The sequence below is a fragment of the Streptomyces sp. CB01635 genome (assembly GCF_002803065.1).
Lineage (GTDB): Bacteria > Actinomycetota > Actinomycetes > Streptomycetales > Streptomycetaceae > Streptomyces.
In genome coordinates this window covers 982848-996933 of the sequence record NZ_NNBL01000003.1, presented here as the reverse complement: position 1 = coordinate 996933, position 14086 = coordinate 982848, and the positions used below count along the sequence as shown (strand labels likewise).

General features: G+C 70.7%; 12 protein-coding genes. 7 read left to right on the top strand and 5 right to left on the bottom strand.

Annotated elements, in window-relative coordinates; genetic code table 11:
- Nucleotides 1-28: 28 nt before the first annotated feature.
- The gene (locus CG723_RS12630) at nt 29-592 is read right to left on the bottom strand and encodes a cysteine hydrolase family protein (protein ID WP_100593850.1); all 564 of its coding nucleotides are present in this window, start codon (nt 590-592) and stop codon (nt 29-31) included.
- Between the two features lie 146 nt (nt 593-738).
- Here CG723_RS12630 and CG723_RS12625 point away from each other — a divergent pair, with 146 nt between their 5' ends.
- Nucleotides 739-1038 carry a cupin domain-containing protein gene (locus tag CG723_RS12625; RefSeq protein WP_100593359.1) on the top strand — a complete coding sequence of 100 codons (300 nt, stop codon included), beginning with the start codon at nt 739-741 and terminating at the stop codon, nt 1036-1038.
- A gap of 24 nt (nt 1039-1062) precedes the next feature.
- Here CG723_RS12625 and CG723_RS12620 read toward each other — a convergent pair whose 3' ends face one another.
- Nucleotides 1063-1515, bottom strand: a complete 453-nt coding sequence (locus CG723_RS12620) for a hypothetical protein (protein WP_100593358.1) — start codon at nt 1513-1515, stop codon at nt 1063-1065.
- Between the two features lie 179 nt (nt 1516-1694).
- Here CG723_RS12620 and CG723_RS12615 point away from each other — a divergent pair, with 179 nt between their 5' ends.
- A complete protein-coding gene (locus CG723_RS12615) occupies nt 1695-2783 on the top strand; it encodes an NAD(P)H-dependent amine dehydrogenase family protein (RefSeq protein WP_100593357.1) in 1089 nt (362 codons plus the stop codon).
- Nucleotides 2780-3259, top strand: a complete 480-nt coding sequence (locus CG723_RS12610; RefSeq protein ID WP_100593356.1) for a carboxymuconolactone decarboxylase family protein — start codon at nt 2780-2782, stop codon at nt 3257-3259. The genes CG723_RS12615 and CG723_RS12610 overlap by 4 nt, the downstream gene beginning before the upstream one ends.
- Before the next feature lie 39 nt (nt 3260-3298).
- Here the strand turns inward: CG723_RS12610 and CG723_RS12605 are convergent, their stop codons facing one another.
- Nucleotides 3299-4942, bottom strand: coding sequence for a GMC oxidoreductase (locus CG723_RS12605; RefSeq protein WP_100593355.1), 1644 nt, complete (start codon nt 4940-4942; stop codon nt 3299-3301).
- A gap of 503 nt (nt 4943-5445) precedes the next feature.
- Between CG723_RS12605 and CG723_RS12600 the strand changes: the two genes are divergently transcribed.
- The 3 genes from CG723_RS12600 to CG723_RS12590 are packed head-to-tail and all read left to right on the top strand — an operon-like array spanning nt 5446 to nt 11998.
- Nucleotides 5446-9309: a Pls/PosA family non-ribosomal peptide synthetase gene (locus CG723_RS12600; RefSeq protein WP_100593849.1), complete on the top strand. Its 3864-nt coding sequence runs from the start codon at nt 5446-5448 to the stop codon at nt 9307-9309.
- Between the two features lie 36 nt (nt 9310-9345).
- A complete protein-coding gene (locus tag CG723_RS12595; RefSeq protein ID WP_100593354.1) occupies nt 9346-10752 on the top strand; it encodes a M1 family metallopeptidase in 1407 nt (468 codons plus the stop codon).
- A gap of 10 nt (nt 10753-10762) precedes the next feature.
- Nucleotides 10763-11998 (top strand): epoxide hydrolase family protein, encoded by a 1236-nt coding sequence (locus tag CG723_RS12590; protein WP_100593353.1) that lies wholly within the window; start codon nt 10763-10765, stop codon nt 11996-11998.
- A gap of 16 nt (nt 11999-12014) precedes the next feature.
- On the opposite strand, the gene CG723_RS12585 is transcribed toward CG723_RS12590, so the two are convergent.
- Entirely contained in the window at nt 12015-12635 is a 621-nt protein-coding gene (locus CG723_RS12585; protein WP_100593352.1) for an L-threonylcarbamoyladenylate synthase, read from the bottom strand.
- Between the two features lie 138 nt (nt 12636-12773).
- On the opposite strand from CG723_RS12585, the gene CG723_RS12580 reads away from it, so the two are divergent.
- On the top strand, nt 12774-13412 hold the full coding sequence (locus CG723_RS12580) for a LysE family translocator (RefSeq protein WP_100593848.1): 639 nt from the start codon (nt 12774-12776) through the stop codon (nt 13410-13412).
- A gap of 14 nt (nt 13413-13426) precedes the next feature.
- Here the strand turns inward: CG723_RS12580 and CG723_RS12575 are convergent, their stop codons facing one another.
- Nucleotides 13427-14050: a class I SAM-dependent methyltransferase gene (locus CG723_RS12575; protein WP_100593351.1), complete on the bottom strand. Its 624-nt coding sequence runs from the start codon at nt 14048-14050 to the stop codon at nt 13427-13429.
- Nucleotides 14051-14086: the final 36 nt, after the last annotated feature.

Sequence of the window (14086 nt, the reverse complement as noted above, 5' to 3'; positions counted from 1 at the left end):
GGGGTTCCCCGGATGGAAGCGCTCCGGATCAGGCCCGCCCCGGGGCCGTGAACGTCACGTCCGCCGAGTGCGTCGTCGTGTCCGCGTCGCTGCCGAGGGCCCAGGCCGCGACCCGCGAGACGGTGGCGGCCGGGATCTCCTCGCTGATGCCGGGGGCCGCCGGGACGTTCTGCGTCGCGTGGGCGTCGTACGGCAGGACCACCCTGTAGCCCCGCGCGAGAGCGGTGCGGGCGGTCGCCTGGACACACATCTCGGACATCACGCCGCAGACGGCGAGCGTCTCGACCCCGGCGAGCACGCCGCCCAACGTGGTCCCGTCGAAGCCGTCGTCCCTGGGCTTGCGGATCACGACCTCGGTCGGGCCCGGCTCGACCGGGTGGTGGAGTTCCCAGCCCGGCGTGTGCGGCTCGTCGTCCGCCCCTGGCTGCCCGTCGTTCTGGAGGTGCACGACGAGCGCCCCGCCGGTGCGGGCCCGTGCGATCAGGTCGGTCGTGCGCTCCACGAGTCGGTCCGCCTCGGGCACCGCCCCGTCGCCGACGACGAACGCCGACTGGACGTCCACGACGATCAGGGCCTCCACAGGATGGGTCATGCGGACATCATGACCGTCGGCGCCGGGCAGCTGCACGAGGTTTTGCGCGCTCCCGTGCCTGTGTTCCACTGACGTCGGATGCCGGTCAGGCCTCTGACGTGGGCGTTGACGCCGACGCCCCATGATCGACAGCAGGGAGAGGTTCGATGACGACGACCGCGAAGCCGAGCGTGCAGCACGAGGACGAGCAGGTGCGGGTGACCCGCTGGGACTTCGAGCCCGACACGCGTACCGGCCGCCACGTCCACGAGCACGACTACGTGGTCGTGCCCGTGGTGGACGGCCGGATCAGCGCGTTCGCCCCCGACGGCACGGTGACCGATTCGCAGCTGCGCGCGGGCGAGTCCTACGCGCGCCCGGCGGGCGGCGAGCACGATGTCGTCAACACGGGCGGCACGTGGCTGGCGTTCGTCGAGATCGAGCTCAAGGGAACGTCGAAGGCCTAGTGCCTTTCGGTCACCTGACGGCGGTCACTTCACGAGGTACTTGCACCCCGCGATCGACTTGCCGTCCTTGTTGTCCGCGACCTGCTTGCCGTCGACCTTGATGACGCAGGATGCCGGCTCGAGCCGACCGTCCGAGGCGGCCACCGAGCCGGGGACGACCGAGACCAGGCTGCCGACCTTCAACTCGGCTCCCTTGATGGTCAGTCGGGTCGTCTTGGTCCAGGGCAGGTTCACCTGTTCCGTCTTGCTCTCACCGGCCGTCCAGAGGACCTGCGTACTACCCTGACCCTGCACCTCGAAGGTCACTTCGCGGGTCGCCTCCTGACCCCCGGCCGGCTTCGAGGCCGCGTGCGAGGGGGCCTTCGACGTGTCCTGCTTCGCCCCGGCCTCCTTGCTGTCTCCCCCGCCACTGCCGCACCCGGCCAGCAGAGCGGCTGTCGCCGCGACCAGAGCAATCCCGGTTACCGTCCTGCGCACGTTTCCTCCGTGATCCCCGTACAACTCAGCATGTCGGCCCGGGCACAACTCGCCCGGGCCGAACTGCTGAGCATACTGGGGCGCCCGGGACGGTCACCCGGTGCGGGGGCCGTCCGTCCGCATCTCGTGGACCTGTCATGGCTCTAGGAAGGTTCGGGCCCCGGCGCTACCCTCCGCGCATGATTTCGACCGTTGTCTGGGGTACCGGAAATGTCGGGCGCGCGGCCATCCGTGCCGTCGAGGCCCACCCGGCGCTCGAGCTCGCCGCCGTGCTGGTCCACGACCCCGCGAAGGTCGGCCGCGACGCGGGCGAACTCGCGTGCCTCGACCATGAGTTGGAGGTCAGGGCGAGCGACGACATCGAGGCGGTGCTGGCCGCCCGGCCCCGGGCCGTCGTGTACGCGGCCTCCGGCGACATCCGCCCCGACGACGCCCTGGCCGACATAGCCCGGGCCGTCGGGTCCGGCGCCGTCGTCGTCTCGCCCGCCCTCTATCCGCTCTACGACCACCGCAGCGCGCCGCCGGAGTTCCTGGATCCGGTGGTGGCCGCGATCGCGGAGGGCGGCGGATCCCTGTTCGCATCCGGCGTCGACCCGGGCTGGGGCAACGACGTCCTGCCGCTCCTCGTCAGCGGGCTCGGCAGCACCGTCGACGCGATCCGCTGCCAGGAGATCTTCGACTACTCGACGTACGACCAGCCCGACTCGGTACGGCTCCTGGTCGGCATGGGCCAGCCGATGGACTACGACCCGCCCATGCTGTGGGACACCGTCCCCACCATGGTGTGGGGCGGGCAGATACGGCTGATGGCGCGGGCGCTCGGGGTCGAACTCGACGAGATCCGCGAGACGTTGGACCGCCGCCCGCTCGACGCCACGGTGAGCACGCGCACGATGGGCGACTTCGAGGCCGGTACCCAGGGCGCCGTGCGGTTCGAGGTGCAGGGCATCGTCGGGGGCGAACCCCTCATCGTCATCGAGCACGTCACCCGCATCCATCCGTCCTGCGCACCGGACTGGCCGACGCCGCCCGACGGCACCGGGGCGCACCGGGTGGTCATCGAGGGCCGTCCGCGCATCGAGGTCACCGTCGAGGCCGCGGACGAGGGGGAGAACCGGTCCGCCGGCGGCAACGCCACCGCTGTCGGCCGTCTCGTGAACGCCATCGACTGGCTCGTGGACCAGGCCCCGGGCCTCTACGACGCTCTCGACGTCCCACTGCGCCCCGCAGTCGGAAAGCTCGGCCATCGCGGAAGGAAGCAACGATGATCATCGACATCCCCGAGGGACAGGAACCGATCGGCTACGTCTGGGGGGACATGGTCCCCGGTATCGGCATGGCGGCCGCCAACTTCTCGCTGTCCGTGTACGCCCATACGACCCTGGGACTGCGGGAGTTCGAGGCCGCCCGGCTGCGGATCGCGCAGATCAACGGGTGTCAGTTCTGCCTGGACTGGCGTACCGACCGGGACGGGGAGAAGGTCGAGGAGTCCTTCGCGGACGCGGTGACCGAGTGGCGTACCAGCGACGCCTTCGACGACCGGACCCGGCTCGCGGCCGAGTACGCCGAGCGGTACGCACTCGACCACCACGGCCTGGACGAGGAGTTCTGGTCCCGGATGACCGCGCTGTACAGCCAGGTCGAGATCGTGGAGCTGAGCATGAGCATCGGTTCCTGGCTGGCGTTCGGCCGGCTCAACCACGTGCTGGGCCTCGACACGGTGTGTGTCCTGCCCACGGCCTGAGACGCGGGGGCCACGACCGGCCCCCGCGCTGTGCACCTGCTACAGATCAGTGGCGATGATCTTCTCGATGTTCCGCTCGGCGAGCGCCGTGATCGTGACGAACGGGTTGACGCTCGTGTTGCCGGGGATCAGCGAGCCGTCGATGACGTAGAGGCCCGAATATCCGTGCAGGCGGCCGTAGTTGTCGGTGGCCTTGTTCAGGACCGCGCCACCGAGGGGGTGGTACGTGAGGTGGTCGCCCCAGATCTTGTACGTGCCGAAGAGATCGGTGCGGTAGATCGTGCCCTCTTTCGCGTTGATCTTGTCGAAGATCGTCTTGGCCATGTCGACGGAGGTCTGCTTCCAGGCCGTCTGCCAGTTCAGATCGGCCCTGCCCGCCTGTGCGTTCCACGAGAACTCGGCGCGGTGCGGGGTGTTCGTGATCGACAGATAGAACGAGGCGAAGGTCTCGATCCCGGTCGGCAGCGGCGCGACCTCGGCGAACGCCCCTCCAGCGGCCCAGTTGTCGATGCCGCCGCAGGGGATCGACGCCTGAACCTTGCCTGTCGGGTCCCACAGGTGGTTGGCGCGGCCGCACATGACGTTGCCGTTGTCGCCCCAGCCCTTGCCGACCTCGCCGTTCAGGGCGGGCAGGGCGCCGGTGGCCTTGAGCTTGACCAGGAGCTTGCTGGTCCCGACGCTGCCGGCCGCGAAGAACACCTTGTCCGCGGTGACGGTCTTGGTGGCCGTGGTCGTGCCGGTGGTGTCGATCTGCTCGATGACGACCGTGTACCCGCCGCCGGGTGCGGGCGCGACCGAAGTCACCTTGTGCAGCGGCGAGATGGAGACCTTGCCGGTGGCTCCGGCCTGGGCCAGGTAGGTCTTCTGGAGTGACTTCTTGCCGTAGTTGTTGCCGTAGAGGATCTCGCCGGCGAGCGCCGACTTGGGGACCGTGCCGGCCGCTTCCTGCTTCATGTAGTCCCAGTCGTACACGTCGGGCACGAAGACGAACGGGAAGCCCGAGCGCTGGGCGTGCTTACGGCCGACGCGCGCGAACTGGTAGCAATCGGCGCTCTCGAACCAGGCCGGGTCGACGGTGCCGACGCCTAACGCCGCGTTGGCGCGCGGGTAGTACGTCGCGTACATCTCGGCGGCGTCGACCGACGGGAGGATGGCGCCGAAGTTCTCGCGCTTGGGCGTGACCGCCATGCCGCCGTTGACGAGGGAACCGCCGCCGACTCCGCGGCCCTGGTAAACGATGATCCCGCCCATTTCCTCGGCGTCCAGAATTCCGGTGTAGCGGGGGACGTCTTTGTCGAGCGGGAAGCCGAGGAAGTTGCTCAGGGGCTGTTTGGTCTTGGTCCGGAGCCAGTAGGAACGGGCGTCCGGGCTGGTCGTGTTGGCGAATATCTTGCCGTCCGGTCCGGGGGTGTCCCAGGCCATCCCCATTTCGATCATGTGGACGTCGACGCCCGCCTGGGCGAGTCTCAGCGCGGCCACGGAGCCGCCGTATCCGGTGCCGACGACGAGGGCGCGGACGTGCGCTCCGGGGTCGATCGGAGCGGCGACGGGCGCGGGCGCGGCATGGGCCGCGGGGGCGTGAGCCGACAGCGCCGCGGCGCTCAGAATAGAACCGGTTCCAGCGATAAAAGTGCGTCGCGAGACGTTCTTGGAACCGATTGCAGGCGTGGTGGGACCACTCATGGCACGTTCCTCACTTTCGATGGAATCGAAACGAGTTCTACTGCTGATGGCGCATCAAGTCACTACACACGAATAGGTAATTCATGTGCGCCGAATGGGTAACTCGCGTCCACTCAACCCCGGCTGCACCGACGGCCCCGGGCTGCCGCCGAGGAGTTAGCACTGTCACACAGATCCAGGCAAGTCCCTGCATGTAAACAATCGAGCGGGTTACTACACTTCGTCAGGTTGTTCGGCGCCCGGCCGGACCGGCAGCACGGCTTTCATGCGGGATCACCGTTGATCCAGCTCCGGCGGCGACACGCAAGGAACCCATGACGACCTCACACAACGGCAGCGACGTCCCCCCGCTCGACGGACCGCTGCCCGGCACGGTGACACTCGACGACGCAGGGGGCGTCGCGGAGGAGCACGGGACGCCGCCGATCGAACCTCTCGACCTGACGGTCGCCTCCCCCGACGCGGAGTCCTTCGAGGACAGCACCGTCGCGGCACACAGCGGCATGGCCCTGTTCACCGCGGGCCCCGCCGCCCCTGCCCGCACTCTCATGAACATCTTCGGCGCGTCCGTGCGCGACCACCGCGACGAGCCGGCCCTGGACGACGGTTCGAAGCAGCTCACGTACCGCGCGCTCGCCGACGAGGTGGAGAACCTGCGGGTGCGGCTCGCGCTGGCCGGGGTCCGCAGGGGCGACCGGGTCGGGGTCCGCGTCCCGTCCGGGACCAATGATCTCTACATCGCGATTCTCGGGGTGCTCGCCGTCGGCGCCGCCTATGTCCCGGTGGACGCAGAAGACCCGGACGAGCGCGCCGAGTTGGTGTTCGGCGAGGCCCGGGTCCGGGTCGTCATCGGCGCCGGCCACGACCTGACCGCGTGGGGACCCGACGGCACGGAGGAGCGCGGCATCAGGACTCCCCCGGGATCGGCCAACTGCCTGCCCGGCACCGAGGACGACGCGTGGATCATCTTCACGTCCGGCTCCACCGGGAAGCCCAAGGGCGTCGCCGTCCCGCACCGCAGCGCCGCCGCCTTCGTCGACGCCGAGGCCGCGCTGTTCCTCGCCGACGAGCCGATCGGCCCCGGCGACCGCGTGATGGCAGGCCTGTCCGTCGCCTTCGACGCCTCGTGCGAGGAGATGTGGCTGGCCTGGCGCAACGGCGCCTGCCTGGTGCCGGTGCCGCGTTCCCGAGTCCGCAGCGGCGCCGACCTCGGTCCCTGGCTCGTCGAGCAGGACATCAGCGTCGTGTCCACGGTGCCCACGCTCGCCGCGCTGTGGGAGCCCCAGGTCCTGGACGACGTACGCCTTCTGATCTTCGGCGGTGAGGCGTGCCCGCCCGAGCTGGCGCAGCGCCTGGTCACCGAGGGCCGCGAGGTGTGGAACACGTACGGCCCCACCGAGGCCACGGTCGTCGCCTGCGCGTGCCTGATGACCGGCGAGGAGCCCGTCAGGATCGGACTGCCGCTGGACGGCTGGGAGTTGGCCGTCGTCGACGAGGCCGGCGCCCCCGTCACCCTCGGCGCCACCGGCGAGCTCGTCATCGGAGGCGCGGGCCTGGCCCGCTATCTCGACCCCGCCAAGGACGCCGAGAAGTACGCGCCGCTGCCCTCCCTCGGCTGGGAGCGCGCCTACCGCAGCGGCGACCTCGTCAGGGCGGATCCGGAAGGCCTCGTCTTCCTCGGGCGCGGCGACGAGCAGATCAAGCTCGGCGGCCGCCGCATCGAGCTCGGCGAGGTCGACACGGCTCTGCAGGCGCTGCCCGGTGTTGCCGGGGCGGCCGCCGCCGTGCGCACGGCGCGCAGTGGCAACCAGCTGCTCGTCGGCTACGTCGTCACGCAGGACGGCTGGGACCGCGCCGGAGCCGTCGAGCGCCTGCGGGCCGCGCTGCCCGCCGCCCTGGTGCCGCTCCTCGCCCCCGTCGAGAGCCTGCCCACCCGTACGTCCGGGAAGGTCGACCGGGCGGCGCTGCCCTGGCCGCTGCCCGACCTGGAGACCTCCACGGGGCCCGCCGAGCAGCTGTACGGCACGGAGGCATGGCTCGCGGAACAGTGGGCGCACACGCTCGGGGTGTCCGTGACCGTTGCCAAGGACGACTTCTTCGCGATCGGCGGCTCCAGCCTGGCCGCCGCCCAGCTGACCACCCGGCTGCGCACCCGCTACCCCAGCGCCGCCGTCCTCGACATCTACCAGCACCCGACGCTGCGCAAGCTCGCCCGTCATCTGGAGGAGTCCGCACAGGGCAAAGAGACTCACCGCGATGTCGGTCCGGTGCCGGTGCGCGCCCAGATCGTTCAACTCCTGCTTCTGCTTCCGCTGTTCACGCTGGTGGGGCTGCGCTGGTGTGTGGCTCTCGCCGCGCTCGGCAATGTCCTGCACCGGTTCGGGTCCTATGCCTGGGCTCCGGCCGTGTCCTGGTGGTGGGTGGCCGCGGGGGCAGTGGTGCTGTTCAGCCCGGCGGGGCGGCTCGCGCTCGCCGCGGGCGGCGCGCGGCTGCTGCTGCGGGGCGTCGAGCCCGGCACGTATCCGCGCGGCGGCCAGGTCCATCTGCGGCTGTGGACGGCGGAGCGGCTCGCCGAGTACAGCGGCGCGACCTCGCTGACCGGTTCGTGGCTGCTGCGGTACGCACGCGCCCTGGGCGCCCGGATCGGCGCGGATGTGGACCTGCACTCGCTGCCGCCGGTGACCGGCATGCTCAAGCTGGGCCGCGGCTGCGCCGTCGAGGCCGATGTGGACCTGTCCGGGCACTGGCTGGACGGCGACCGTCTGGTGATCGGTGCCGTCAAGGTCGGCGGCGGGGCCGTCGTCGGCACCCGCAGCCTGCTCTTCCCCGGTGCGCGCGTCGGCAAGAAGGCCGAGGTGGCCCCCGGATCCGCGGTGACCGCCCAGATCCCGACCGGCCAGCGCTGGGCCGGCTCCCCCGCCGTGAAGCTGGGCAAGGCCAAGCGGGACTGGCCGAAGCAGCGGCCGAAGCGCTCGTACGGGTGGCGGCTGATGTACGGCGCGTCGGGCCTCGCCCTCTCCGCGCTGCCGGCGCTCGCGGCCGTGCCCGCGCTCGCGGTGGCCCTCCGCTTCGTAGCCGTGGACACGGGTCTCGGCGAGGCGCTGCGCGGCGCCCAGCTCGCGGTGGTGCCCGCCGCACTGGCCTTCGGATGCGCGTACGCGCTGCTGCTGTTGGGCGCCGTGCGGCTGCTGAGCCTGGGGCTGCGGCCGGGGCTGCATCCGACGCACAGCCGCACCGGCTGGCAGGCCTGGACGGTCACACAGCTCATGGACGCGGCCCGGCAGACGCTGTTCCCGCTGTACGCGGGGCTCGTCACCCCTCTGTGGCTGCGGCTGCTCGGCATGAAGATCGGCCGAGGCGCGGAGGTCTCCACGGTCCTCGCCCTGCCGAGCCTCACCACGGTCGGCGACGGCGCGTTCCTCGCGGACGACACCCTGACCGCGCCGTACGAACTCGGCGGCGGCTGGGTGCGGATCGGGCGGGCCGCGATCGGGCGGCGGGCGTTCCTCGGCAACTCCGGCATGACCGGGCCGGGACGCAGCGTCCCGGACGGCGGTCTGGTGGGTGTCCTGTCGGCGACTCCGAAGAAGGCCAAGAAGGGCACCTCGTATCTGGGGCTGCCGCCGATGAAGCTGCCGCGCGCTCCCGAGGGCGGCGACCACTCCCGTACGTACGACCCGCCGGCGCGGCTGCTGTGGGCGCGCGGCGCGGTGGAACTGTTCCGGCTCGTGCCCGTCTTCTGCTCGGCGGCGCTCGCCGTCCTTACGGGCGGGGTGCTGTGCGCGCTCGCCGGTGCGACCGGCGTGGGCTGGTGGGCGGCTGCCGCACTGTCCGGGGCGGTGCTCCTCGGCGCGGGCATCGTGGGCGCGTTGGCGGCGGTCGCCGCGAAGTGGCTCCTCGTGGGCCGGCACCGGGCCGGTGAACACCCCTTGTGGAGCGGCTTCGTCTGGCGCGACGAGCTGGCGGACACGTTCGTCGAGGTGGTCGCCGTGCCGTGGCTGATCGGAGCGGTGCCGGGGACCCCGCTCATGACGCTGTGGCTGCGCGGCCTGGGCGCGCGCGTCGGCCGGGGCGTGTGGTGCGAGAGTTACTGGCTGCCGGAGACGGACCTGGTGACCCTCGGAAGCGCGGTCAGCGTGAACCGTGGCTGCGTGCTGCAGACGCACCTTTTCCACGACCGGATCCTGCGGATGGACAAGGTGGCACTCGGCGCGGGTTCGACGGTGGGCCCTGGCGGAATCGTCCTGCCGGGCAGTACGGTCGGCGCCCGCGCCACTCTGGGCCCCGCGTCCCTGGTCATGGCCGCGGAGTCCGTCCCCGACGACACACGCTGGCTGGGCAATCCGATCGAGGCCTGGCGGTCCTAGAAGGGCGGACACACCTTAAGGTCGGTCAGGGCTTCGATGCGTACGGCACGAGGTGGGGGGCACGACACAGACACGTTGGGTACGGCGCAGGGAGTGGACACTTCAGTGAGCGGCCAGACAGCGGCTTCGGAGCCGTACTTCCCCGGCCACGGCGATCCCCGCTACCGGGTGCACCGCTACGAGCTGTCCCTCGACTACCGCCCCGGCCCCAACCGCCTCGCGGGTCACGCCCGCATCAGCGCCATAGCGGGCCGGGCCCCGCTCACCGAGTTCCATCTCAACCTCGAGGCCTTCAGGCTCGGCAAGGTGCTCGTCGACGGCCGGCAGCCGCGCTACACGCACCGTGGCGGCAAGCTCCGGATCCGGCCCGTCAAGCCACTGCGGGCCGGGGCCGCGTTCACGGTGGAGGTGCACTGGTCGGGCAACCCGAAGCCGGTCAACAGCCCGTGGGGCGGGCTCGGCTGGGAGGAACTGTCGGACGGCGCGCTCGTCGCGAGCCAGCCCGTCGGGGCGCCGTCCTGGTTCCCGTGCAACGACCGGCCCGACGACAAGGCCGCGTACCAGATCTCCCTCACGGTCCCCTCGCCGTACACGGTGGTCGTCGGCGGGCGCCTGCTCACGCGCACGACGAAGTCGTCGACGACGACCTGGGTGTACGAGCAGCAGGCACCGACGCCGAGCTATCTCGTGGGCCTCTCGATCGGCATGTACCAGACGGTCCTGCTGGGCGAGCCGGGGCTCGGCGGTGTGCCGCAGAGCGCGTACGTGCCCGTACGTCTGCTGTCGGAGTTCTCGCGGGACTTCGCCCGGCAGCCCGAGATGATGCGGCTCTTCGAGGACCTCTTCGGGCCCTATCCCTTCGGTGAGTACGCCGTCGTCGTGGCCGACGAGGACTTCGACGTCCCGGTCGAGGCGCAGGGACTCTCCCTGTTCGGCGCGAACCACGTGGACGGCGCGCGGGGCTGGGAGCGGCTCGTCGCGCACGAGCTCGCCCACCAGTGGTTCGGCAACAGCCTCACCATCGCCGACTGGCGGGACATCTGGCTGAACGAGGGCTTCGCCAAGTACGCGGAGTGGCTGTGGTCGGAGCGCTCGGGCGGCCGATCCACGCAGGAACTGGCCGCCGCCGCGCACCGTGAGCTGTCCGTGCTCCCGCAGGATCTGCTGCTCGCCGACCCCGGCCGCAAGTCGCTGTTCGACGACCAGGTCTACGAGCGCGGCGGGCTCACCGTGCACGCGATCCGGTGCGCGCTGGGCGACGAGCCGTTCTTCCGCATGGTGCGCGACTGGGTCTCGGCGCACCGGCACGGCGTGGTCACGACGGAGGCGTTCACGGCGCACGTCGCCCGGTACGCGGCGGCGCCGGTCGGCGACCTCTTGACGGCGTGGCTGCGCCGCAGGCCTCTTCCGCCGCTCCCGGCACCTCTCGTCCCCTACAGGTAAGGACTGCCCCGTGGCTGACGGAACACCGCGCTTCCCCCTGGATCCCACGCCCGTCCACGTGCCCGACGCCGTCCTGGACGACCTGCGCCGGCGCCTCGACATGACGCGGTGGCCCGAAGACGTGGGGAACGGCGACTGGTTCTACGGGGTCGACCGCTCCTACCTCCAGGAGCTGGCCGAGTACTGGCTGCACAGCTACGACTGGCGCAAGGCCGAAGCCGCGATCAACGCCTACGAGCACTACCAGGTGCGCGTGGACGGTGTCCCTGTGCACTTCATGCGCAGGCCCGGAGCCGGCCCGAACCCCACGCCGCTGATCCTCACCCACGGCTGGCCCTGGACCTTCTGGCACTGGTCCAAGGTCGTCGACCCGCTCGCCGATCCCGCGGCCTTCGGCGGGGACCCGGCCGACGCGTTCGACGTCATCGTCCCGTCCCTGCCCGGCTTCGGCTTCTCGGCGCCGCTGCGCGACCACCCCGACATGAACTTCTGGAAGGTCGCCGATCTCTGGCACACCCTCATGACCGACACTCTCGGCCACACCCGGTACGCCGCCGGCGGCTGCGACATCGGCGCCCTGGTCACCGGTCAGCTCGGCCACAAGTACGCGGACGAACTCCTGGGCATCCACATCGGATCGGGGCTGAAACTGGACTTCTTCAACGGCGACCGCGCCTGGGACTTCAGTGGCGGCCGGCCCGTCCCCGACGGACTGCCCGACGACATCCGGGCCGGGATCCTGACCTTGGACCGCCGCTTCGCCTCCCACCTGGCCGTGCACGTCCTCGACCCCAGCACGCTCGCCTACGGCCTGAGCGACTCGCCCGTCGGGCTGCTCGCCTGGATCCTGGAGCGCTGGGTCAGCTGGAGCGACCACCACGGCGACATCGAGAACGTCTTCACGAAGGACGATCTGCTCACCCACGCCACGATCTTCTGGGCCGGCAACACGATCGGCACGTCGACGCGGTACTACGCGAACGCCAACCGTTACCCGTGGACGCCCGCCCACACCCGCACGCCCGTCGTCGAGGCCCCCACCGGGCTGACCTTCGTAGGTCACGAGAACCCGCCCGGCGTCACGACGGCACAGCAGCGCGTCGACAACTGGCTCGCGAGCGACCGCGCCGACTGGTACCACCACGTGAACGTCAGCGCCCATGACGAGGGCGGGCACTTCATCCCGTGGGAGGTCCCGGGCGCCTGGGTCGACGATCTGCGTCGCACGTTCCGCGGGCGGCGCTGAGCGGGGCCTGTGGGCGCTACTCGAACCGCGAAGGGTCGCCCGCCCCGCGCCGTACGATCTCCATCTCGCCGCCGGAGAAGTCGATGACGGTGGTCGGCTCGGTGCCGCAGTCGCCGGAGTCGACGACGACGTCCACCTCGTGGTCGAGCCGCTCCTTGATCTCCCAGCCCTGCGTCAGCGGCTCCTCCTCGTCGGGCAGGAGCAGCGTGCTGGACAGGATCGGCTCGCCGAGTTCGGCCAGCAGGGCCTGCACGACGGCGTGGTCGGGGATCCGGACGCCGACCGTCTTCTTCTTCGGGTGCAGCAGCTGGCGCGGCACTTCCTTCGTCGCGGGCAGGATGAAGGTGTAGCTGCCGGGCGTCGCCGCCTTGATCGCACGGAACACGTCGTTGTCGATCTGCACGAACTGCCCGAGCTGGGCGAAGTTCTGGCACATGAGCGTGAAGTGGTGACGGTCGTCGAGGTGGCGGATCGCGCGGATCCGGCTGATGCCGTCCCGGCTGCCGAGCCGGCACCCCAGCGCGTAGCAGGAGTCGGTCGGATACGCGACGAGTTCGTCGGCCCGGATGCTGTCGGCCACACCACTGATCGTGCGCCGCTGGGGGTTCTCGGGGTGTACGTCGAAGTACTTCGCCATTCGCCGATTGTAGTGGCCGCAGTCACACTTCGATCTCCGAACGGGCGCGGCTCTCCCCCGAAAGCGGTCCCCTCCAAGCAGTCCCCTCGATGCAAAAGGAAATGCGGTCACGACACGCCAACGTGTTGTATGGCCCTCATGGTGTCTTCCGACCGACTGCTGGCCTTCGCGGCCATGTCGTTCCTGCTGATCGTGATTCCGGGCCCCAGCGTGCTGTTCGTGATCGGACGGGCGCTGAGTCAGGGCCGCCGTGCCGCGCTGACCACCGTCGTGGGCAACACACTCGGCGCCTACGTGCTCGTCGTGGCCGTGGCGCTCGGTGTCGGTGCCGTCGTGGAGCGCTCGGTCCTCGTCTTCACCGCGCTGAAGCTCGTCGGCGCCGCGTATCTGGTGTACCTGGGCATCAAGGCGGTGCGCCAACGGCGTTCGCTGCACGCCGCGTTCACGGGTGACGGGGTCGCGCACGGCAGCCTGCGTACGTTGTGGGAGGGGTTTGCCGTCGGCGTGGCCAACCCCAAGACGATCGTGTTCTTCGCCGCCGTGCTGCCGCAGTTCGTGGACCGCAGCCAGGGGCACGTCACCCTTCAAATGCTGCTGCTCGGCCTGGTCTTCAACGTCATCGCCGTGGCGTCCGACAGCGTGTGGGGCCTGGTCGCGGCGACGACGCGGAGCTGGTTCGCCCGCTCGCCGCGGCGGCTCGGCATGGTCGGCGGCGTCGGTGGGCTCACGATGATCGGCCTGGGCGTCACCGTCGCGGCGACGGGCCGTACCGACTAGGGGTATTCGCCTGTCTACGGCGCGAGCGCGACGCCCAGGGAGGCGGCGCCTATGGGCTTCGGCGGGCCCTGCTCGTAGAAGGCGTCCAGTGCCGTGATCGTGAATCCGGCCTCCGTCAGCAGGTCGGTGATCGGGCGCGTGAGGTGACAGCCGCCGAAGAGCCGCTTGTTCACCGGTTCCATGCGTCGCTGCCAGCGGCGTACGTTCTCGTCCTCTTCCGGTGCGAGCCCGTGCTCCAGGAAGTGCAGTGTCCCGCCGGGCCGCAGGACGCGGCGCACCTCGCGCAGGGCGGCCCCGGCGTCGGGGATGGTGCACAGCGTCCAGGTCGACAGCGCGGTGTCGAAGCTGTTGTCCTCGAAGGGCAGCGACTGGCCGTCCGGGCCCGCGCGGCGCACCGGGACGGACGCCGCGCCGACCCGCTCGGCGGCGAGTCGCCATCCGACGTCCGAGGGTTCGATCGCGACGACGCCCTCGACGGTCGACGGGTAGTAGGGGACGTTGTGCCCCGTGCCGAACCCGATCTCCACGACCTGGCCCCGCAGCCCCTCGCAGACCCGCCGTCGCAGCGGTGCGGTCATCTTCACGCCACAGGCGACATCGATGATCCGGGGCAGCACCTGCTCGGCATAGAACCCCATGGCGGTCCTCCATATCTCGTCTCCAGCATGGCATCG

Bases quoted from the DNA above. Each gene is read 5' to 3' on its own strand.
- CG723_RS12580 (WP_100593848.1), top strand. From the start codon at position 12,774: ATGGTGTCTTCCGACCGACTGCTGGCCTTCGCGGCCATGTCGTTCCTG.
- CG723_RS12625 (WP_100593359.1), top strand. From the start codon at position 739: ATGACGACGACCGCGAAGCCGAGCGTGCAGCACGAGGACGAGCAGGTG.
- CG723_RS12600 (WP_100593849.1), top strand. From the start codon at position 5,446: ATGGCCCTGTTCACCGCGGGCCCCGCCGCCCCTGCCCGCACTCTCATG.
- CG723_RS12630 (WP_100593850.1), bottom strand. From the start codon at position 592: ATGACCCATCCTGTGGAGGCCCTGATCGTCGTGGACGTCCAGTCGGCG.
- CG723_RS12615 (WP_100593357.1), top strand. From the start codon at position 1,695: ATGATTTCGACCGTTGTCTGGGGTACCGGAAATGTCGGGCGCGCGGCC.
- CG723_RS12610 (WP_100593356.1), top strand. From the start codon at position 2,780: ATGATCATCGACATCCCCGAGGGACAGGAACCGATCGGCTACGTCTGG.
- CG723_RS12575 (WP_100593351.1), bottom strand. From the start codon at position 14,050: ATGGGGTTCTATGCCGAGCAGGTGCTGCCCCGGATCATCGATGTCGCC.
- CG723_RS12595 (WP_100593354.1), top strand. From the start codon at position 9,346: ATGCGTACGGCACGAGGTGGGGGGCACGACACAGACACGTTGGGTACG.
- CG723_RS12605 (WP_100593355.1), bottom strand. From the start codon at position 4,942: ATGAGTGGTCCCACCACGCCTGCAATCGGTTCCAAGAACGTCTCGCGA.
- CG723_RS12585 (WP_100593352.1), bottom strand. From the start codon at position 12,635: ATGGCGAAGTACTTCGACGTACACCCCGAGAACCCCCAGCGGCGCACG.